25 protein-coding genes are annotated in these 20,302 nt (G+C 63.6%); 16 read left to right on the forward strand and 9 right to left on the reverse strand.

Annotated features, from left to right (window positions below; translation table 11 throughout):
- Window positions 1-15: 15 nt before the first annotated feature.
- Complete coding sequence (locus tag RBJ75_RS29110; protein ID WP_044407375.1) at window positions 16-195, reverse strand: hypothetical protein; 180 nt, start codon at window positions 193-195, stop codon at window positions 16-18.
- A gap of 914 nt (window positions 196-1,109) precedes the next feature.
- Between RBJ75_RS29110 and RBJ75_RS29115 the strand changes: the two genes are divergently transcribed.
- The 3 genes from RBJ75_RS29115 to RBJ75_RS29125 all read left to right on the forward strand — a co-directional run bounded on the left by RBJ75_RS29115 (window position 1,110) and on the right by RBJ75_RS29125 (window position 2,521).
- Complete coding sequence (locus RBJ75_RS29115) at window positions 1,110-1,406, forward strand: hypothetical protein (RefSeq protein WP_152647630.1); 297 nt, start codon at window positions 1,110-1,112, stop codon at window positions 1,404-1,406.
- A gap of 214 nt (window positions 1,407-1,620) precedes the next feature.
- A complete protein-coding gene (locus RBJ75_RS29120) occupies window positions 1,621-2,244 on the forward strand; it encodes an acyl-homoserine-lactone synthase (RefSeq protein WP_044407372.1) in 624 nt (207 codons plus the stop codon).
- Window positions 2,245-2,275: 31 nt separating this feature from the next.
- Window positions 2,276-2,521, forward strand: a complete 246-nt coding sequence (locus tag RBJ75_RS29125) for a hypothetical protein (RefSeq protein ID WP_044407388.1) — start codon at window positions 2,276-2,278, stop codon at window positions 2,519-2,521.
- An 11-nt stretch (window positions 2,522-2,532) separates the two neighbouring features.
- Here the strand turns inward: RBJ75_RS29125 and RBJ75_RS29130 are convergent, their stop codons facing one another.
- The 8 genes from RBJ75_RS29130 to RBJ75_RS29165 form a co-directional block, all read right to left on the reverse strand.
- On the reverse strand, window positions 2,533-3,237 hold the full coding sequence (locus RBJ75_RS29130) for a hypothetical protein (protein WP_044407369.1): 705 nt from the start codon (window positions 3,235-3,237) through the stop codon (window positions 2,533-2,535).
- Between the two features lie 24 nt (window positions 3,238-3,261).
- Complete coding sequence (locus RBJ75_RS29135; RefSeq protein ID WP_234707335.1) at window positions 3,262-3,975, reverse strand: hypothetical protein; 714 nt, start codon at window positions 3,973-3,975, stop codon at window positions 3,262-3,264.
- The gene (locus tag RBJ75_RS29140) at window positions 3,972-4,457 is read right to left on the reverse strand and encodes a hypothetical protein (protein ID WP_044407363.1); all 486 of its coding nucleotides are present in this window, start codon (window positions 4,455-4,457) and stop codon (window positions 3,972-3,974) included. The genes RBJ75_RS29135 and RBJ75_RS29140 overlap by 4 nt, the downstream gene beginning before the upstream one ends.
- Before the next feature lie 176 nt (window positions 4,458-4,633).
- Entirely contained in the window at window positions 4,634-5,146 is a 513-nt protein-coding gene (locus tag RBJ75_RS29145; RefSeq protein ID WP_234707334.1) for a hypothetical protein, read from the reverse strand.
- Between the two features lie 32 nt (window positions 5,147-5,178).
- Window positions 5,179-5,769 carry a thermonuclease family protein gene (locus tag RBJ75_RS29150; RefSeq protein ID WP_044407357.1) on the reverse strand — a complete coding sequence of 197 codons (591 nt, stop codon included), beginning with the start codon at window positions 5,767-5,769 and terminating at the stop codon, window positions 5,179-5,181.
- On the reverse strand, window positions 5,756-6,094 hold the full coding sequence (locus RBJ75_RS29155; protein WP_044407353.1) for a single-stranded DNA-binding protein: 339 nt from the start codon (window positions 6,092-6,094) through the stop codon (window positions 5,756-5,758). Before RBJ75_RS29155 ends, RBJ75_RS29150 begins: the two co-directional genes overlap by 14 nt.
- A gap of 33 nt (window positions 6,095-6,127) precedes the next feature.
- Window positions 6,128-6,739, reverse strand: a complete 612-nt coding sequence (locus RBJ75_RS29160) for a thermonuclease family protein (protein WP_044407350.1) — start codon at window positions 6,737-6,739, stop codon at window positions 6,128-6,130.
- Between the two features lies 1 nt (window position 6,740).
- The gene (locus RBJ75_RS29165; protein WP_044407346.1) at window positions 6,741-7,241 is read right to left on the reverse strand and encodes a hypothetical protein; all 501 of its coding nucleotides are present in this window, start codon (window positions 7,239-7,241) and stop codon (window positions 6,741-6,743) included.
- A 100-nt stretch (window positions 7,242-7,341) separates the two neighbouring features.
- Here RBJ75_RS29165 and RBJ75_RS29170 point away from each other — a divergent pair, with 100 nt between their 5' ends.
- From RBJ75_RS29170 to RBJ75_RS29230, 13 genes are all read left to right on the forward strand, one after another.
- The gene (locus tag RBJ75_RS29170; protein ID WP_044407343.1) at window positions 7,342-8,076 is read left to right on the forward strand and encodes a lytic transglycosylase domain-containing protein; all 735 of its coding nucleotides are present in this window, start codon (window positions 7,342-7,344) and stop codon (window positions 8,074-8,076) included.
- Window positions 8,077-8,089: 13 nt separating this feature from the next.
- Window positions 8,090-8,392: a TrbC/VirB2 family protein gene (locus tag RBJ75_RS29175; protein ID WP_044407340.1), complete on the forward strand. Its 303-nt coding sequence runs from the start codon at window positions 8,090-8,092 to the stop codon at window positions 8,390-8,392.
- The gene (locus RBJ75_RS29180) at window positions 8,389-8,685 is read left to right on the forward strand and encodes a type IV secretion system protein VirB3 (protein ID WP_044407337.1); all 297 of its coding nucleotides are present in this window, start codon (window positions 8,389-8,391) and stop codon (window positions 8,683-8,685) included. The genes RBJ75_RS29175 and RBJ75_RS29180 overlap by 4 nt, the downstream gene beginning before the upstream one ends.
- 9 nt (window positions 8,686-8,694) lie before the next feature.
- The gene (locus RBJ75_RS29185; protein WP_044407334.1) at window positions 8,695-11,106 is read left to right on the forward strand and encodes a VirB4 family type IV secretion system protein; all 2,412 of its coding nucleotides are present in this window, start codon (window positions 8,695-8,697) and stop codon (window positions 11,104-11,106) included.
- The gene (locus RBJ75_RS29190; RefSeq protein ID WP_044407331.1) at window positions 11,103-11,999 is read left to right on the forward strand and encodes a hypothetical protein; all 897 of its coding nucleotides are present in this window, start codon (window positions 11,103-11,105) and stop codon (window positions 11,997-11,999) included. The genes RBJ75_RS29185 and RBJ75_RS29190 overlap by 4 nt, the downstream gene beginning before the upstream one ends.
- Window positions 12,000-12,009: 10 nt before the next feature.
- Window positions 12,010-12,726, forward strand: coding sequence for a type IV secretion system protein (locus tag RBJ75_RS29195; protein WP_044407329.1), 717 nt, complete (start codon window positions 12,010-12,012; stop codon window positions 12,724-12,726).
- Window positions 12,727-12,930: 204 nt separating this feature from the next.
- A complete protein-coding gene (locus RBJ75_RS29200) occupies window positions 12,931-13,125 on the forward strand; it encodes a hypothetical protein (protein WP_044407326.1) in 195 nt (64 codons plus the stop codon).
- Window positions 13,126-13,133: 8 nt separating this feature from the next.
- Entirely contained in the window at window positions 13,134-14,264 is a 1,131-nt protein-coding gene (locus tag RBJ75_RS29205) for a type IV secretion system protein (protein ID WP_044407323.1), read from the forward strand.
- Window positions 14,261-14,977 carry a virB8 family protein gene (locus RBJ75_RS29210; RefSeq protein WP_044407320.1) on the forward strand — a complete coding sequence of 239 codons (717 nt, stop codon included), beginning with the start codon at window positions 14,261-14,263 and terminating at the stop codon, window positions 14,975-14,977. Before RBJ75_RS29205 ends, RBJ75_RS29210 begins: the two co-directional genes overlap by 4 nt.
- Entirely contained in the window at window positions 14,974-15,777 is an 804-nt protein-coding gene (gene virB9 / locus RBJ75_RS29215) for a P-type conjugative transfer protein VirB9 (protein ID WP_044407317.1), read from the forward strand. Before RBJ75_RS29210 ends, virB9 begins: the two co-directional genes overlap by 4 nt.
- Before the next feature lie 6 nt (window positions 15,778-15,783).
- On the forward strand, window positions 15,784-17,133 hold the full coding sequence (gene virB10, locus RBJ75_RS29220) for a type IV secretion system protein VirB10 (protein WP_044407314.1): 1,350 nt from the start codon (window positions 15,784-15,786) through the stop codon (window positions 17,131-17,133).
- A complete protein-coding gene (gene virB11 / locus RBJ75_RS29225) occupies window positions 17,096-18,154 on the forward strand; it encodes a P-type DNA transfer ATPase VirB11 (RefSeq protein WP_044407311.1) in 1,059 nt (352 codons plus the stop codon). The genes virB10 and virB11 overlap by 38 nt, the downstream gene beginning before the upstream one ends.
- Window positions 18,132-20,282 (forward strand): type IV secretory system conjugative DNA transfer family protein, encoded by a 2,151-nt coding sequence (locus RBJ75_RS29230; protein WP_044407308.1) that lies wholly within the window; start codon window positions 18,132-18,134, stop codon window positions 20,280-20,282. Before virB11 ends, RBJ75_RS29230 begins: the two co-directional genes overlap by 23 nt.
- The last annotated feature ends 20 nt before the right edge of the window (window positions 20,283-20,302 follow it).

The raw sequence follows: 20,302 nt of genomic DNA on the forward strand, positions 1-20,302 counted from the left end.
CGACTGTCTAAGGTGTCAGCTCTCCATAATCTCGAACGGGTCATAATCGTGAACGATGGTGTCTTCTTCGCCGTCGTATTCGCTCGAAACCATCACGCCGAAGGCGTCGTCGACCTGGAAGAGCACAACAGGCACCATCAGGGTGCGGGCGAGGTTGAAGGCGTTCTCCTGGGCGAGGTTTAGGTTCTGCGACATCGTGGGCTCCCGTCTTTGGGCAGGGACCATCCCCGCTCGACAGGCGCCGACGTGTCCGGGCGCGGCCGCGGTCACCTCGCAGGCGAAGCCGCAGAGGTCGCACGCTTGCGTAGCGAACCCCTCGCGGGTTGATCGTGGAAGGCCGTGGCTGGGACCAAGGAAAGCCCATTTGAGAGCGGGGTGGGTCGTTCCCCGGACGCTTGGGGCCCGGTCGTCGCGGTGTCGACCAGACGATCGCCGCCGTCTGGCTCGCGCGGTGTCGCGCGCGCGTCGCTCCTCTGTGTCGACAAGCGGGTGCTGGCGGGTTCGCGTGGCGGCGGAAGCGGCGCACACCGCGAGGCCGCCGCCAGTTCGGCCTATTCCCCTGGTAAGTAGCGTCGGCACGCCAGGTCGAAGAATCCAATCGGCAGGCTCGAGCGCGCCGCGTCAGGGATGGCAGCCCGCCGGGGGAAGACCCGCGATGCGGGGCTTCAGCGCAGCCGCCAGCCCGACCCCGCAGGGGTGACGCCCAAACACTTCAGCCAAGGCATACGCCGAGGCATCCTGCAGCCTTGCCCGGCATGCCCCGCGGCGGCTTTCTCTAAATTCTTCCGTCCGCTCAAGTATTTGCTTCAGCCCGCTGGCGATTGCCCTGCGAATCCATCTGGAACAGCGCGTCGCGAGGGGTTATGAGTCGTGCGGGGCAGTACGCGCTGCCCTGGGGCGTGGAAACCCCGCTAGCGGTTTGGTGCCGGCCGTTACGGCGCCGCACTCCTTGACCTTATGGTCGGGGGGCCTGTGGCGTATGCAACAGGTTCACCCGAACTAAAGGCCATAGGGCCGTCTAGCACGGTTTCCAACTCCCCGATCACCAAGAGTCAGCGAGGGTTCGTTTGCGGGGGCGCACCGCAGACACTGCCCGCCGGGAGAGTTAAGTGGCGAGGGAGCGACGTGAAACTTCGCTCGAGGCGCGGGCGGTCGCGGCCCAGCGCGCCTATGTTGAGGCGCTGGCGGAATTGGAGCGCACGGTCCACATCGCGAATTGCCCGGCCTGCCGCCCCGACGGCACCATGGAGTGCGAGCACATTCTTCGCTGTTCCTCCGCGGAGGCCGAGAAGGAGCGCCGGCGCGTTTTCTTTCGCGACCTGTGCGACGAGCTCGGCTACGTCCCCGTCGGTCACGGGATCGCCCTGCCGGCCGTTCATTGCCCCTCGCAGCCCCGCGCCGGGTGACGTGATATTTGGCGTCCCGCCAATTACAGCGTCATCACCGCGTCGTCGCCTGCGGCTACAATGACACTGGTCGGCTCCGAATCTTTGGGCGCCGCCGCAACAGCGGCGCATCAACTGACTCCACAACTCGTCGCGGCAATGGTCATTTGTGACCATACCGGCGCGACGCCATGCGTGGCCAACTCGGCTCATTCAACAAGCCGAGGAGTCGCCTATGCTTATGGTCATCCCTGGCTCGGACATCAGCCGCCATGCTGTGCTGATGGATCGGGCCTTCCGTTTCCGCCACGCGGTGTTCGTCGAGGAGAAGGGCTGGGAGGACTTGCGCCAGCCAGACGGTCTTGAGCGCGATCGGTTCGACGACGCACATGCAACTCATCATATCTGCCTGCGCGGCGACGAGATCGTGGGCTACCAGCGCCTGCTGCCGACGACGCGTCCGCACCTGCTCACCGAAGTGCTGTCGGACCTGTGCCGTAAGCGCCCGCCGCGCGGGCCGCGCGTGGTCGAGTGGACCCGTTTTTGCGTCGCGCCCGGCCATCGCGAGATGCGTCCGCGCGGCGACAGTCCCTTTCTGGAGCTCGCGCAGGGCGTTGTCGAGTGGGGCATGGCGAGCAAGGTCGACACTGTCACGGTCGCGATCGACTGGCGATTGATGGTGATCGCGATGCAGCTTCGCTTCTTTGTCCGTCCCCTCGGATTTCCGAAACGCATCGGCCGCGACGAGGTGGTCGCTCTGCGTATGTCGTTCAACCGGGAGACGCTCGCCGCGCTCCAGCAGGCCCGCGGCTGCGAGGACCGCGTGCTTCCCGACACCAGGCTGCCTTCGGCTGCGTGAGTGAGTCATCTACAAGAGAGGAGGTCGCGTGGTGATCCGCAGTGCAGACACGAAGATCGTCGCCCAGGAACTTCATACGCGCTACGACCACATCCGTGCTGTTACAATCATCGGTCGCACGCTACAGAAGGCGCTCTTCGCCGGGCGGTCCGACGAGGTCGTTTTCTGGGCCCTCGTGCACGCGCACTATCGCGGTGGGAATTTATGTTCGACCACGGAGCAGCAGTTGCACGCCTTCGCCGACTTCATCATCCGCGATCCGTCAGAGGTGAACTGAGGTCACGATCGTTAAACGTCGGTCGGACTGACAACGATCGACGCGCTCGACGCGGTCGGGGGGTTGGCGGCGACGCCCGTTGTCGTCGGAAAATCGCCCGGCCCTGAGGGCCCGCACACGGCTTGCCCATCTTTGCAGTTCGGGTCCGCGAGCGCGCGCGCATTGTTCGACATCTTGCAGATGGTCGTCCCGTTGATGTCGGAGAAGCCGGAGCACGAGCCGGAATTCAACATTTTCTGGCAGTTGCCGGTGCCGAGCTGAATGCAGGCGGCAATAAAACTGGCGTCCACCTTCTGGCCGTCGAAGGTCGACATCGAGGCCAGCTGCCTGACAGCGGGTGAGTCGTAGCCGTCGTTAGTGAGCTTCGCCCAGGCGTCGACCTGGTCCTGCAGCGACATGCAGCCATAGCCCGCCCGGTCGGTCGCAGCGTATTTCTGGACGTTGGCGTTGTTGAGCTGAAAAACTCCGGTGCAGCAGCTGCCATTGTAATTGCCTTTGTTGCCGCTGGACTCGAAGCGTCCCAGGCCGCCAAGCGAGCAGGACGTTCCCTTAAGGTCATCCCGCAGCGGAGAGCTCCTCACCGCATCGGTGATCTGTTGGGCTGAGTAATTCGTGCGCTCGCAATATTGTGCAGCAACGGCCTGCCTGCTTCCCAGCCATTGAGTGATCACGCACAGGACCAGGAAAAGCACAAGGCTTCCAAACCGCATGCACATGAAATCCCTCCTAATTCCCGAATCTTACTTGAGCGAATAGACCCGTTCGCAGCTCGGCACGTCGCTTCCGCCGATCGACGTGCGGAAGCTGATGGTGCCGGCCGTCGCGTCGTAGCGCGTGTAGGAAATATCGTTGCGGTTCTTCGCGGGCAGATCGGGATCGGCATGGTCCGTGTAGCAGCCGGTGTCCGACTTGATGGATATCACCTTCCCGTTTTCGATCGTGACGATGCGCACAGGGCAGGTCGACGGCTCGATCGCGGCCCCCTTATCATTGGCGCCGCTATCGCACGCGCGCGATAGCGCCGTGCTCACGATGATGGTGCGGTTGCCGTCGCGATAGGTCGAGGCGAGCGCGGTGACAAGCGCGTTCTTGCCGTCGAGAGACCGCTTGAGCTCGGTCGTCACATAGGCGTTGGCCTCGCGGATCACGTCGGGCCACACCAGCGTCTGCAACGGGTCGGTCGCCGACGGGGTCTGGAAACTGTAATAGTTCATAGCCTGCCAGCCATCGGCAGCTTGATCCTGCGCGGCGGCGATGCCTGACATCGCAAGCAGCGCGAGAAACGGAAGGGTGAACCGGAATCGCATCGAATCCTCCTGATGCTGAGATCGCCAACCAGCATGGCACGGCTGCGAGCGCCGTCCAGGCCGCGCGCCAGCGCGCCCCGTAGGGGTCGCCTTGACGGCGCCCTCAGCGGGCGTGGCACCACGTTGGGCGGGCGGGCAGCGTTTCATTGGGAATTCAGCGCGATGTTTTGTGAGCAGCCGTCGACGGGCTGGTGATCGATGATGAGGCCGGTTTTCACGGTCTTGGTGGCGACATCGTAGGAAGCGTAGGAAGCAGCCTGTACGTCGCTGCTGCCGCCGGCGACGGCCGCAGCAAGTTCGAGAAAGCAGGCATAGCCGCCATCGAGAGTCCGGACCTGGATTCCCTCGTAGATGGCGATCCTCAACGGGCAAAGTTTGACGGTCGCACCGGCGGCCGCGCGCAGTTCTTTGAGCGTGCAGCCGGTGACCGTGTTAAGGATCGAGAGTACGACGGATTTCTTAGGACTCCAGATCACGAAGTGCGCCTCCGTGGCGGGGGCGTTACCGTCGTTGAATCTCTGGTCGCCACGCGCCTGATAGGCGCGATTGTTGATGTCGATGGCGTCTTTCCAAATGTCCCGATAGGTCGCAGTCCCCGGGGAGGAATTCTGGAGGTTTGCGTACGACATCGGCCGCCAAGATCCTGGGTCGAGCGTCAGCGATTGCGTGTGAGCACCGGTGGTAAGGCTGACTATCATCACCACCGCGCCAAGGGCGCGCGCGCCATTCCGTTTTAGCTGACGTCTCTTCGGACGCGGATAACATCTAATATATTGTCTTTGTCCGATCGGCACAACCGGGTTCCTTATTCGTAGCGGGGGCGGCCGGGGACCCACCACCAGACGTCCTGGGGGGAGCGCTCGCGATTGCGCCACGGCGCTGCGACGCGCGGCGGGTACACTGGCTGCATGTTCCAGATGGCGCCGTAATAGTAGAAATTTGCGGTCTCACGGCGCAGCCGTCTCCCGGAAGCATCCAGGAAATCCGTCGCGCAATGCACCACAGGGCCGCGATAGCGCGTCACCCGCGCGGTCTGCTCGTCGAGGGCCCCGGGCTTGCATCCGAACAGCCAGATCGACGACGCGTAGGAACGGTCCGATGGCGCGGCGGCGATCAGGCGACGATAGGCGGCGTTCGCCTCCGGCTGCGTGGGATAGGGGAAGCGTTCGGTCAGCAGCGGCGCGAAGGTCGAGCGGTCCGGCGCATATTCAAGGCGGCCCGGCTTGACCCGTTCGGGACTAAAGAGCGCTTCGGGCGCCGGCGGTCCCAGGTCGGCGACAGATGCCGCCGGCGCGGCGCAACCCGCCAGAACGATCAACAGCGGCGCAAACAGGATATGAGATGCACGGATCACGGCGTGGCCTCGCCCTGCGCGGCAGCCTGCCGCTTGGGATCATGATTGGCGCGCCAGTCCCACGGCATTTGGAAGGTGCTCGCCCACAGACCGCGATAGGCCTTGCGGGCGTCCTGCTCGGCGAGCGCATAAGCGCGAATGCGGGGATCATCCGGCGACGGCGGACGAGCAACGGCAACGCCCTCGCGCACCATGTCCGCCGCGATGTCGGGATGACCGGCCGAGGCGCATCGCGCCAGATGCTCACCGGCCTCGTCGCGCAGGGTTCTGCAGGCCAGCCAGACGTTGAGCGTCACCTTCACAAGCCAAGCCGTCGCCATCGTTCCACACGGCCAGGGCTGGCGACCAAGGCGCGCGGTTTGTTCGGGCGCGCAGGTCTCGATTCCATAAAGCCGATAGACCGCATGGGTCTCGATATCGCGAAAGCGTGTGCCGTCGACCACCTCGACGCGCAGCGGCGGCGACTGGACCGCAGCCTTCGGCGAATAGATGCCGGGTGGCGGCTCGGGCGTTTGTGCGAGGCTTGTCTGGGCGCCGAAGATAGCCAGACCTGACAACACACCCACAACGAGTTTAGGCCGCGGCATCGTCGCGTGATCCGAGATCGAGTTTGTGGAAGACGCTGGCGATGATGTCGGTCGTATAGATGGTTTCCCCATCCTTCTTGTAAGACCCATCCGCGACCCGGCATTCCGCATAGACCGCGTCGCCTTTGGCGACGTTGGCGATCGCCCATTCCGCCACCTTTTCGTTGAGGATGGTGACGGTCACCCAATCGGTTTCTTCGCGACGCTCGCCTTTACCATCGGTCCAGGCCCGATCGGTCGCGACGTTGATCTTGGCGGCCTTGTTGAAGGCTTTCGGAGCCTGGCCGACGCGACCGCGCAGGATGAACAGGTTTGTCGTTCTCATGATACTTCCTCCTCTTGGGTAGCTGCTTGGATGTCAGGGTGTTGTGGTTTGCGGGGATGACGTCGTCGAAAGAGACGAAGCTGGCGGCGCTTGCTCGCGCAGCGCACGCAGGATAATGGCGTTCGGGTCGGGCAGATCGGGAAACGCCCATAGGCCGGCCTTGGCGCGTTGCGCCACGAGCTGGGCGACGAAATAAGGCGCGTGCACCGGCTGACCATCCGGCTTCAGGGCCGCGAACGCAAAGCCCGTCGCGACCAGCGCCGTGCCGAGATCGATGCGGGATCCCGCGCCCGCACCAGTGGTGCGGCTTGAGACGCAAAACACGAAAATTGTCTTGGTCTTGGGTTGCTCGGCAGCGTCATAGCATTGCGGTCGCAGGTCGCGCGTGAGCGCCACCAGCATGGCAAGGGAGGCCTCGCCGCAATCGCGCTGGAGACCGTGCGCGTTGGTGAAGTTCGTTCCGCGCAGGCAGGATTGGACGCCATAGAGGCGATAGGTGACACCATTGTCGGACCAGCTGTCGCCCGTCAGATAGAGCGCATTCGCCGGGACCGGAAACCATCGTGATGCGGCCGGGTCTGCGATTGCCGCGTTGAATGCCAGCACCGGAACCACGACTGCGGCGAAAACCTCAGCTCTTGCCATGTCAGTAACCCCGCAAGGAAAAGTAGAACCGCTGGCTGCCATTCGCCGAACTGATGTCGACGTAATAAGGATCGCTCCGCGGGTCTCGCGCCGTCGTGGGATAGGTGGTGCTGCAACCGCCGTCGCCATCCGCACAAACTTGTTGCGGCTTCGACAGGTCCGCACAGAGATCGCCGTTCGGCGCTGCGGACAGACCGAGGACACCGTCCGGCGCTGATTGAACGGGCGTCAACCCGGCGGGACAGGCCTGATAAGGCTCGTAACCGACCCCACTGGCGTTCCCCTCGGGACACGACGGCCAGCCGCCGCCTTTTGCCAACTGCCGAAACAACGTCTGCATCACTGGCACGCAATAAGGGATGCCCGACCAGCCTGGCACGCTCGCGGCCGCGCAGAGCAGCACCTTGCATCCGAACGACGCATCCTGTGCGCGCGCCGTCCCGCCGATGCCGGACGCGCAACACAGGCCGACGGCCATCCACAGAACTGCACCGCGTTTCATCCATCCTCCGGGAGTGCGCGCAGGGGACGCTTGGCTTAATCCAGTTGCCAAAGTATCAACATTCAATATATTGTCTATTGGAAAGTGGAGGCGGGGTGGCATGTCTATTCGCATCGCAGCGCTCGGATTGGGCGTCCTGGCCATGTTCGCGACCGCAAGCGCGCAGGATTCATCTCCGCCGCCCAGGCTGGCGGCCATCGATGCGACGGGTCGGATTCTGCCGCTGAATACGCCTCCGGCCGCGATCGAGCGGATCGATATCGCTTTTGCCGCAACCGTTCCCTGCCTTGATGCCAAGGCGATGGCGCCGGAAGCGGCACGCGCTCTGGTCGTGCGTATCGCCACGGAGGAGAATTTCTATCCGGATTTTGTGCAGTCAGTCGCCAAGGCTGAGAGTGACTTCAATTCTGTCGCGCTGTCCGACAAGGGCGCATTCGGTTTGATGCAGTTGAAGCCGGAGACGGCGCGGCGTTTCAAGGTTGATCTCTGCGACCCCGCAGACAACGTCCGCGGCGGCGTTCGCTTTCTGCGCGCGCTTCATGACAAGTACCGCAATCCGCTCTTCATCCTCGCGGCCTACAACGCGGGCGAGGGGGCCGTAGAGGACAGCCATGGTGTCCCTCCGTTTCCCGAGACGGTGCGTTTCGTCGCCAAGGTGATCAACGACTTCTACGTCTGGCCCGCGCCGGGCGGCCGCGCTCACGCCGAGCCGCGCAACCGGATGAGCAGTCTCGACCTGATCGAGCCCGAAACCCCGCCCTCCGCTTCGCCTCCCGCACCAAAAGCAACGCCTCAAAAGGGCTGGAGCGACGGATTCGTTATGCATGTCGACTGAACCGGAGGATTGGATGAAAAAATCGATACCGCGCTGGACCCTTGCGGGAGCGCTCCTGACGGCGAGCATCGCGGACGCGGCCGCGCAGACCGGCGGCACGCTTCAACCTGTTCAATCCACGCTGACGCAATTGGTGTCGGCCCTCACCGGGCCGATCGCCACAGCGCTGGCAACGCTCGCCGTGATCGCTTGCGGATTTTTCGCCTGGTCCGGGCGGCTGACCTGGGGCATTGCGGGCAGCGTCATCTTCGGCATCGTGCTCGTGTTCGGCTCGGCGCAGATCGTGCAGTTTTTCCAGTCGGCGGTCGGACAATGACAGAGAACGAGCTTGAGGATCCCCTCATCACGCCGCTCGTCAAGGCATTGACGCGCGCGCCGACGCTGATGGGGGTGCCCTACATGTACTTCATGTTCAACGGCGTGGTTTCGAGCGTCTGCTTCCTCGTCACGCACAATCTCTTCATGCTGCTGGTGGCGATCCCGCTGCATCTGTTCGGCTTCGTCATGACGCTGCGCGACGATCGGATCTTCGAAATTCTTTTCGTCAAATCCACCAAATGCCCGCCTCGCTCGCGCGCCTTCTGGGCCGCGGACAGCTACTCAGCGTGAGGGTTGGCGATGGTCGCGCGTGCCCTGCTCGATGAACTGACCTTCGGCGCGGTCTCACGGCGCGAGCGGCCAGTCGCCTCGCACGTGTGCTATACACGCCACGTCGACGATAACATCATGAAGACCCGCGACGGCCTGGTGCTGACCGTTCTGAAGCTCGACGGGTATTCCTTCGAGACCTCCGACATGAGCGAGGTTAATGCCCGCCTGCTGGGACGCAACGATGTCGTCCGCACGCTGGCCAATTCGCGGTTCGCGCTCGTCAGCCACATCATCCGCCGCGAGGTGCAGCCACGGATCGACTCGACTTTCGACAATCCGTTGTGCCGCGAGCTCGACGAGCGCTACGACGCGGCACTGTCGCAGCGGCGCATGTTCGTCAACGACATTTACCTGACCATCGTGCGGCGTCCGTTGCAGGGTCAGGCCGGGACGTTCGACGTCATGCTGACCAAGCTGCTCGGCCGCAAGGACGAAGCCGGCGAGTCGGTCGCGATGCAGACCGCCTTAACTGAGTTGCGCGATGCCGCCACCGCAGTGCGCGAGAATCTCGCCGGCTACGGCGCGCGTCAGCTCGGCGTCGTGCGCCGCGAGGGCGTGTGGTTTTCCGAACCGCTCGAGTTTCTGGTGCAATTGCTCAATGGCGGCATTCCGCGCCCGATGCACCTTCCGCGCATGGACATCGCAGATGCGCTGTCGATGAAGCGGCTCTTTTTCGGTCGCAACGCGATCGAAATGCGCGGCGCCGGACCTGACGATACCCGCTTCGGCGCCATGGTCTCGATCCGCGAATACCCGGCGCAGACGGGACCCGGCTCGTTCGACAACCTCTTGCGTGTTCCCCACGAGTTCATCGCCACGCAGACCTTTGCCATCGTCGACCGCCCCGAGGCCGCCAAGCAGATCGACCGGGTATCGCGACAGGTCGATATGTCGGACGAGGCCGGCTCCATCGTCGCCGAGCATCTCGACGACGCGCGCGACGAGCTGCTCGCGTCGGAGGCGATCTATGGCGAGCACCACATGACGGTGATGTGCCTCGGCCGGAGTCTGCCGGAGGTGGGAGCCGCGGTCACGGCAGTCGGCGCGGCGCTGACCGATCGGTCTGTGATCTGGACGCGCGAGGACCTCAATTGCGAGCCGGCGTTCTGGGCGCAGCTTCCGGGGAATTTCCAGTACATCGCGCGCAAGGGCGTGATCTCCTCGAAGAACTTCGCCGGCTTCACCTCATTGCACAATTATCCGAGCGGACGGCCGAACGGCAATCATTGGGGTCCGGCTATCTCGGTGTTCGAGACGACGTCGCAGACCGCCTACTATTATAATCATCACGTCCGCGACATCGGCAATTTCACGGTGGTCGGGCCAACCGGCTCGGGCAAAACGGTGTTCCTGTCTTTCATCGCGGCGCAGACGCAGCGCGTGCAGCCGCGACCCAAGCTGTTGTTTGTCGACAAGGATCGCGGCGCTGAGATCTTCATCCGAGCGCTCGGCGGACAATACGAGACGCTGGTGCCGGGTGAACCCACCGGATTTAATCCTCTGTCGCTGCCGGACAACGCGCCCAACCGCGAGTTTCTGTATCAGCTCTTTGCCTTCATGTTGCGCCCCGCGAACGGTTCGGATCTGAGCGCGTCGGAAGAGCAGGTGATCCGCAACGCGATCGCAGCCGCCCTCATCGGCGGGCCAGCGGGTCGAACGCTGAAGGCGTTCTCGACGTTGCTGCGCGGACGGATCCGCGCCGGCGAGGGTGATCTGCTGGCGCGGCTCGAAAGCTGGATGCGTTCCGACCAGCGCGGCTGGCTGTTCAACAATGAGCAGGATCAGTTCTCGCTGTCGAGCGTGTTCGGTTTCGACATGACGCGGGTGCTCGATGATCCGGTGATCCGCACTGCAGCCCTCATGTACATTTTCCACAGGACGGCGGAGTTGCTGACCGGCGATCCGGTGATGATTTTCCTCGATGAGGGCTGGCGCCTGCTCGATGATGACGTGTTTGCATTCTTCATTCGGGACAAGCTCAAGACGATCCGCAAGCAGAACGGCATCGTCGGCTTCGGCACCCAGTCGGCCGCGGACATTGTGCGATCCAAAGCATCGAATACGCTGATCGAACAGACCAGCACCAACATCTTCTTCCCCAATCCAAAAGCGGATGACGAGAGTTACCAGAAAGCCTTCCGCCTCTCGGGGCGCGAGGTTGCATGGATCCGCAGCACGGCGCCGGAAAGCCGATCCTTCCTGATCAAGCACGGCCGCGACAGCGTGGTGGCGCGGCTCAATCTCGCCAGCATGCCCGATCTGATCAAGGTCTTGTCCGGGCGCACCGAGACGGTTGCCGAACTCGACGCGCTGCGCGCGCGTGTTGGTGACGACCCGGCGGTGTGGCTGCCGATCTTTATGGGAAGGAGCCAGGCATGAAGCTCCAGATCGCGATCATAGCAACAGCACTCCTGTTCAGTGTGCCGCCCGCGCTGGCGGATATTCCGGTCAACGATGCGGCGCAATTGACGCAGCGTTCGCAGACAGCCGGCACGACCGTGAAGCTCGTGCCGGTCACGACGCAGCGCCAAGACGCCAATAGCAGCGTCAAATGTGCGGTGACGACGGGGAAGAAGGCCAACGTCACCGATCCGACCGTGCAGCCGCAGAGCGGCGCCGGCGCCCAGGCGATCCAGTCCTACGGCCCGGATTTGCCTGTGACCCCCGATCCGGGCGCCCAGGGCGCGACGCTGAACAGCCAGACGCTGTTCAAGTTGAGCGGCGATGTCGTCGCCGGTCTCGATGCAAGCCGTCAGACGATGACGGCGGCGCAGTCGGCATTCCAAGCCTCCGCACAGCAGGTCGGGACCGCGCCGACGGTGATGGCCGCGATCGACATGAACAGTGCGGCGCGTCTTCAGAACAATCTGGTTTGGAACGGCGCGATCGGTTCGGCCAATCTGTGGGTCACGGCGCTGAACGCGCTTAATCTTGCTCTCAACAGCGACATGAGCCAGGCCGCACTCGGGATGCGGGCGACCGTGACCAGCACCCAGCCCGCGACCGGACCGGCATGCCCCGTCGGCATGATCGGCGCGGGAACGGCCGCCAATCCCTGCCGGCCGCCCACGGCCTGCTCGACCACACCACCCGGATCATCGCCCGACCCATCGTGCGTCAGTGCGCGCTATGTCGACAGCAACGGCAACGTCATCTTTTACCTCGCGCAAGCCCAGACGGCGGCGACCGGCGCCAACGCCGGCGCGACCGCGGCACTGAGCGTCGCTGACGTGACTGCGGCGCTTGGCGCGATTTCTGCAAACAGTCGATAGGGAGGCTCCGATGCGCTTGATTGTCTTGCTCGCCATGCTGTCTCTGGCGGTTGCCGGCGCTGCGCCGGCAATGGCGCAGGTGCCTGTGATCGACAGCGCCAATCTCGCCAAGGCGCAGCAGATCGCGACCAGTACCCAGCAAATCCTGAACGCCGATCAGCAAATCCTTCAGTTCACGCAAAAGACCTTGCAGGCCGTCACCGGCGATCGATCCTCGCAAGCACAGGGGACGCTGGCCCAGATGGCACTCGGCGGCGGTTTCTCGATGGCGCAGGCGCCTTCGCTCGGTTCGGTGATCTCGGGCGGGGCTTTGTCATTCGCCGGCATGGGATCGGCGTCGCAGAACATCGTCTCGACCCTGATCAACGGTCTGCAGCTCGTGCAGACCATCACCGGTCTCATCAGCGGCCAGACCCATCCGGCGGATACCGCCTACAAGAACTCGGTCAACGTAGCAGCCACCCTGTCGGGATTGATCAACTCAACCCAAGGCGCCGTGCAGCAGCGATCGTCGGCCTTCACGCAGGGCGGACAGCAAATCGGCAAGGCGCAGGATCTCAAAGGCAGCGTCGACCAGAACACGCAGGTTCAGATTCAGACCGGTCAGACCATCAACGAGCTCAATGGCGTTGTGAACAACGCCGCGGCCGCCGCCAACCAGGCAAACCTCGATCGGATCGCCGCCGAGTCATCGGCGGCCCGCGCAATGAAATTCACGCAGCAGTAACAGTCGTGTTGGAGGACTCGTGTCCAGGCGTACTCTGATCCTTATCGTACTCCTTGTGCTCGTTGCCGGCATCGCAATCGGCCGTTACGTGCTTGGGCCAGCTCGAGCGCCAGCCGTCAGCGCCGGGACGAGAGGCGCTCAAGATGCCGCGGCAAACGCCGCGTCGCGCGCCATGACATTCACCCAACCCAAGGCGCCGGCGCCGTGAAGATCATCACCACATTCGCCATCGTTGCGGTGATGGCTGCCGTGCTCGGCGGCTGCGCCTACAAGCCGTTGAAAGCGCCATGCTCTCCCGATGAGGGCGGGACGCCGCTCGCTTATTCGGATCTGACAACGCCGGCCGTTCCGGAGGCTTTCCGGCGCCTCGATCGTTGCGGCCCGATGCGGTCGATCTGAGAGGGGCGATGGCCAACACCTTCAACATCACCACGTTGCTGCAGTCGGTCGACCAGCTCGGTCAGAACTATGTCTCGACCGCCTATCAAGCTCTGGCGACCGCGGCGACGTCGGGCGGCGCCACCGGCGTCGCCGGTCTGCTGCTCACGCTCTATGTGATTTTTTGGGGTGTGGGCATCTGGCAAGGCACCGCGACCGGCGGCCCCGCCGACCATGCATTCCGGCTGTTCCGCGCGATGCTGATCTACGCCATGGCCACGAAGTGGGGCGACTTCCAGACGTTGGCGTACAACCTCCTCAACGACGGCCCCTCCGCCATCGGCAACGCCCTGCTCAGCGCCGTCACGACCGCCAACAACACCGGAACGTCTGCAAATCTCAACTCGGTCAACGGCGTGCAGTCGGCGTTGCAGAACATGTGGGACACCACCAACAGCGCGACCGAGGCGTTTCTGCAGAATGCCGGCATCACCAATTGGGGGCCCTATATCTTCGCCGCGGTGTTCTATGTGGTGATGGCGATCCTGATCGGCTTCGCAATCTTCCTGATCGTGCTGTCGAAGATGTTCATGTGGCTGCTGCTGGCATTGGCGCCGCTGTTCATCATCCTGCTGCTGTTCGGCGTTACGACGCGGTTCTTCAGCGGCTGGATGAGTTCACTGGTTCAGTATTTCCTGGTCCAGGTGCTCGTCTATGCGTTTCTTGCGTTCTATGTCTCGCTGATCCAGCAGACGATCGATACGCTGAACGGCGTTGCCAATTCCAAATCCGCCACCTGGGCAACGATCGGCCCGGTCGTGCTGCTTGCCATCATCGGAATCCTGCTGCTGAGCCAGATCAACAACGTGGCGGCGGCGATCGCCGGCGGCGTCCCTATATTTGCGCCGCGCATCGGATCGGTCATTGCCACTGCCACCGGCTATCGGCTCGGCGCAACGGCCAACCGGGCGCGCCTTGCATTCCGTAATCCGCTCGATCCCGCGTCGATGTCGCGGCGCGAGGAGCTTGTCTCGCGTCAACGGGCGCGTGTCGGTTTGCGCGCGGCGTCCTGGGCGCAGTCCGCTGAATTTCGTCGTCTGGCTGATCAGCTTCGCAATCCCGGCGTCCCACCGGCGTCCAGTGGGGGAGGGCGGCCATGACCGAAACGACAGCCCCGGAGCCGGCACGGGTCGATCCGCGCTATTACGCCGATGGCCTGACGTGGGAGCAGGATATCGCGCGCCGCAACCGCAATTCGCGGGCGCTCGCCTGGATCGTCGCTGCGGTGATGACCATCGTGGCCGTCGGCACGCTCGGCACCCTGGCTTTGCTGGTGCCGCTCAAGACCTACGAGCCCTACATGGTCGTGGTCGACAAGACAACCGGCTTCGTCGAGGTGAAGCGGCCCATGGCCGAGGGGTCACTGACGCAGGACGAGGCCATCACGACATTTAACGTCGTGCGCTACATCAAGGCGCGCGAGACCTATGATCCGAAGGCCCTGAAGGACAATTTCGATCTGGCGCAATTGCTCGCGACCGCTGACGCCGCGCGCGAGCTCACCGAGATCTACTCGCCGGCCAATCCCAGTAACCCCGTGAAAGTCTACGGTTCCAATACCGTGGTCGCCGTCACCATCAAGTCGGTCACGTTCCCGAACAATCGCACCGCGCTGGCGCGTTTTTCCACCGAAGAGAAGTCGCCGACCAACATCATCACCCGCAACTGGGTGTCGCTGGTTCGCTTCCGCTATACGTCCGCACCGATGCGCAATGAATGGCGGTTTGACAATCCGCTCGGCTTCCAGGTGCTCGAGTATCGCCGCGATCAGGAGACGGCGCCCTCGCCGGGAACTGCAGGTGCGCAGCCATGATCAAATGTTGCGTCGCCTCCATTTTCATTCTGTGCATCGCGTCTGGCGCTGCCTTTCCGGAAGCGTTGCCGCGACCGGGACGGGTGGATGCGCGGGTACGCGACGTCGTCTACAATAAGGACAACGTCACCGCGATCGACGCCAGCTACGGCACGTCGACGATGATCGAGCTGCAGCCGGACGAGAAGATCGAAACCCTGGCGCTCGGCGACTCGATCGCGTGGAAGGTCGAGCCGAACCGCAAAGGCGACATCATCTTCGTCAAGCCGGTCGACAAGAATGCGATATCGAACCTCAACGTCGTCACCGACAAGCGTATCTATTCGTTCCTGCTGCGCTCGAACACGCGGCCGCCCGGCGGGCAGATCTATGCGGTGCGGTTTCGGTTTCCGGATGATGAGGCGAGCGCCCGGCTTCTGGCCGAAGCCAAGGAGCGCGCCGCCAACCCGAACCTCAAGGATCTGAACATCGCCAACGCCAACAGCGACTACGGCTACAAGGGCTCGTCGGTGAACAAGCCGGTCGCCGTGTTCGACGACGGGACGAAGACCTGGTTTCGGTTTCAGGGCGAGACGCCGGCGATCTACATCGTCGATGCCGAGCGCAATGAAAGCCTCGTCAATTTCCGGACCGAAGGGCCTTACGTCATCGTCGACAAGGTGTCGCCGCAATGGACGTTGCGCAACGGTCAGGAGTCGACCTGCATCTTCAACCGACGTCTGACCAACGTGCATGAGCCGAACGGACTTGAGCCCTACGCGCCGCAGCGCGCGGGAGCGACCGCGGCTTTGGGAGGTTGACGCGCGATGCCCAGCCCCGACGACTATCGCTCGTTTGAACTTGAAGCCGCGGCCGCCACCTCCGTCGCGCGCGGTCGCACGGCGCTCGGCAGTTTCCTGAAATACGGGGTGCCGATCGGCGCTCTCGTGGTGGCGGCCTGGATGATCTACGGCTCCGTGGTGCGGCGTTCGCCTCTGCTGACGACGCCTGACAAGGAGGAATTCACCACTACGCAGTTTCCGGCTCCCTCGCTATCTGCGCGGCGGACGCAAACCAACCAGGGAACGATCGTCATCCCGCCGGCGCCGGCCGAACCGGTCCTGCCGCCGCCTCCGGTAGCTCCTCCCTTGGCGCTTCCGGCACCGCCGCCGCCTGAACCGCCGCTGGCCGCAGCTGTACCGAACGACGACGAAGCGCGGCGTCTCGCGGAGCTTGAACGTCAGCGCCAGGAGGAAGAGCGGCGGAAATGGGAGCGCCTGCGGGCGCCCCAGGTAATCGCCGACAATGCATCGGCGACGGCGAACGCTGCAAATCCGGATGACAGCGCGAGGACCGCCGCAGGCCCGGAGGACGATCCCAATCGTCGCTTTCTGGCGTCGGTGTCGGCCGCCGGCGTCGAGGTCACGCGCGCCACCAAGAACAACCGGATCGACGCGCTGGTGGCGCAGGGCACGACGGTTCGCGGCGTGCTTGAGACGGCCGTTCAAAGCGACCTGCCGGGCATGGTGCGCGCGGTCGTGACCGAGAACGTCTGGTCGTTCGATGGACGGCGAGTCCTGATCCCGGCTGGAAGCCGCCTTGTCGGGGAATACAAATCGGGGATCGCCCAAGGGCAGACGCGCGTATTTGTCGTCTGGACGCGCATGCTGCGGTCGGATGGCGTCTCGGTCCAGCTCGGATCGAACGGCACGGACGAACTCGGCCGTGCCGGCAATGCCGGCTTTGTCGATAACCACTACCTCGAGCGGTTTGGCTCGGCGATCATGCTCTCCATCGTGGGCGGCGCGGCACAGTTCCTGAGCGCTTACGGACAGAACACCAACGGCTATGGCAACGGCACGATCATCACCACGACCGACCCGGTGACGGGCGCGGTGACGCAGACGCAGACAGGCGTGAACCAGAACCAGTTGTCGCTGCAGGCCCGTCAGATTGCGGCGCAGAACGTATCGCAAACACTGACCAACATCGCCCAGGAGGCGCTGCGCAACTCGATCAACATTCCGCCGACCATCTACCTCGACCAGGGCACGCGGATCATCGTCTTCGTACGGCGCGATCTCGACTTCTCGGCGCTCTATCCCGATCCGGTCAAGGAAGCCTTGAGGGAGCTCAAGCGTGAACGCGCTGGCACGAAGTCTGACAGTCTTCATTGACCGCGCGCTCGATCCCGTTCGGCCGTGGCTCGAGGACGACCAGGTCGTTGAGATCTGCGCGAACGGGCCTGGGGAAGTGTGGGTCGAGCGCTTCGGACAATCGGCGATGGAGCGTCACGAGGTGCCAAGCCTGACCGAGCATGCGATCCGTCACCTGGCCGAACGCGTCGCCGGACACTCGGGCCAGAGCGTCAATGAGGAGCACCCGCTGCTCTCGGCCGCGCTGCCGACAGGGGAGCGGTTTCAGGGCGTGATGCCGCCGGCGACGACGGCCGGAGGCGCCTTCGCGATCCGCAAGCAGGTCATCAAGGAGATGCGGCTCGATGATTATCGCAAGCTCGGATCGTTCGACAAGGTGACGACGGCAAGCGACGGCACGCTGTCGGAGACTGATCGGCATCTGTGCGAACATCTCGACTCCGGCCGGATCGAGGAGTTCATCCGCCTTGCCGTCGTCAACCGCTACTCGATTCTTCTTTCGGGCGGGACAAGTTCGGGCAAGACCACGTTCCTCAATGCGATCCTTAAGGACGTGCCGGTCGACGAGCGCATCATCACCATCGAGGACACGCGGGAGGTCAACCCGATCCAGAAGAACTACCTGCCGCTTGTCGCCTCCAAGGGCGATCAGGGCGAGGCGCGCGTCACGGTTGAAACGCTGCTGCAAGCCTCAATGCGTCTGCGGCCCGACCGCATCTTCCTCGGCGAGATTCGCGGCGCCGAGGCTTATTCGTTTCTGCGCGCGATCAACACCGGCCATCCGGGCAGCATCACCACGGTGCATGCCGACAGCCCGGCGGGCGCGTTTGAGCAGCTCGCGCTCATGGTGATGCAGGCCGGCCTCGGGCTGCGGCGCGACGAGATTGTCGGATACATCAAATCGGTGCTGCCGATCGTGATCCAGCAGACCAAGGTTGGCGGATGGCGTGGCACCTCGGCCGTCTATTTCTCGCGGGTTGCCGAGTGGCGACAGGAACGGGCAGGGGGGAAAGGCCGCCATGGCACGCGTCGTCGCCTATAGGATCGGCATCGCTATCCTTCTTCTCCTCGCCTTCTGGCTGTTGTGGAGCATGGCCTATGAGGTGGTCGTGGCGCAGCGCTGGGCGCCGACGCGATTTCCCAGCGAAGGCGCCAGCCGCTGGGCGCTCTTCCGGATGCAGAATGCCGACCGCTCGGCCGACTTTTTCCTTGTCGCCTGGCGTCATTTCTATGACCGCCTTGTCTTTGCGCCGACCCGCACCGAGGCGCTCATCCGCGGCCTCTACGCCGCGGCGGCGGTCGTGACGCTGGGCCTGGCTGGCGCGCTCTTTGCGTTTATCAACCGCCGGCAAATGCCTTATGGCGCCGCTCGCTTCGGCACGGTGATGGAGGCCGCCAAGCAGGGCCTCACCGCCAGGCAGGGCATCGTGCTCGGAACGCTCAGTGGGGCAACGATCCGCTCCGACGAACCCGCTCATATCCTGGTCGTCGGGCCCTCGCGGTCGGGCAAAGGCACCGGCTTCGTCCTCCCGAACGGCTACTCCTGGCGGGGATCGGCGGTGTTCTTCGATCCCAAGCGCGAGAATTTCGACGCGTTGGCCAATCATCGGCAAGCGATGGGCAACAAGGTCTTCATGTTCTCGCCAGGCTCGAATGACACCCATCGCTATAATCCGCTGGATTTCGTGCGGCGCGACGAGCGCATGGCGACCGACTGTTTGGTGGTGGCTTCGTTCGTGATTCCCGAGAAAGCGGACGACACCTGGGCTGGCGCGGGCCGTCTCTTGCTGTCGGCGCTGATCGGCTACGTGCTGTCGTCGCCTTTGATTGCCGGCGCGCAACACATGCGCACCGTCGCGCGGATGACGACGACCGGCAAGGACATCTCCTCGGTGCTGCGTGCGATCGTGCGGACCGAACGCCAGCATTTGCCGACCTGGGTCATCGACAGCTTCAACCAGTACATCGCGCTCGAGCCGGAGACGCGCAACAGCGCTGTCTTCAATGTCAACATGGCGATGTCGCTGTGGAACAATGGGTTGATCTCGGCGGCAACGGAGACGTCGGACTTCGATATTCGCGAACTGCGCCGCAAACAGATGACGATCTTCATCGGCTGCACCATCGCGGAGCTGTCGATTTTCCGGCCGCTGATCCGAATTCTTTTTCAGCAGATCCACGATCTGATGATGGTGAAGATTCCGGGCGACGACGAGCCGCATCAGGTGCTGCTGATGCTCGACGAATTCTACCATGTCGGGCGGATGGATTCGCTGATCTCGAAGATCACGATCAGCGCTGGCTACGGCTTCCGCATGGCCATCGTCATGCAGGACATCGCGCAACTCGACGAGCTCTATGGTAGGAACACCCGCATCACCACGGTGTCGGGCTCGCAGATCAAGCTGTTCATTCAGATCAACGATCTCGAAACATCGGAGTTCGTCTCCGAAATGCTGGGCGAGACGACGCAAGTTTACAAGACGCCGATCCAGCGGCCGGGGCAGGGTATCTTCGCGCCGCGCGTCTGGGCGCCCCACTACACGCCGCGGCCGCTCCGCAATCCGCTCGAACTTCGGGAGATGTCGGCGCGGCTGTCAATCCTGATGGTGAAGAACTCGCGCTCGTTCGAACTCACGAAGATCCGGCACTATCTCGATAAGCCGTATCGCGCCTTCTATGAAAAGGCGAAGGGCTCGCCTCCGTCCCTTCCTGCACTTCGGCAGTGGCAGGACGAGGTGCTGGGCGGCGCGATCAGCCCGGCCTCTGCCGAGATCGCAGCCGCGGTCGAAGAGAGGGTCGAGGAGGCGCCGGCGTCGGCGCGCAAGTTGGCCGCCAAACGAACGCCCGCGCCAAAAACCGCCAAAGCGAAGACCGGGAGGAAGCCGGAGCAAACCGCCAACGGACCAATTACGCGGCTGGTTCTGACGCCACGCCAGACGGCTTCAAAGCCGAGCCGCAAGGAGCTGTCCTTGGGCGTGGCGCCCGCGCCGGTTGGCGAAAGCTGTGACCTTTGCGATATTCTCGCCTTGGCCGGGGAACGGCAGGATGAAGTCTTCGATACGATGATGGGTGTCTTGAAATCTCATCAAGCCGAGGCGGGGCCTGTGACTGAGGCCGCAAGAACATTGGAAGGCCTGCATCGTTTGTTCGGAGATGACGACAAGTAGACATATGGCTGCCCGTCTCG

Source organism: Rhodopseudomonas sp. BAL398 (assembly GCF_033001325.1).
In the GTDB taxonomy this organism is placed as follows: Bacteria; Pseudomonadota; Alphaproteobacteria; order Rhizobiales; family Xanthobacteraceae; genus JARJEH01.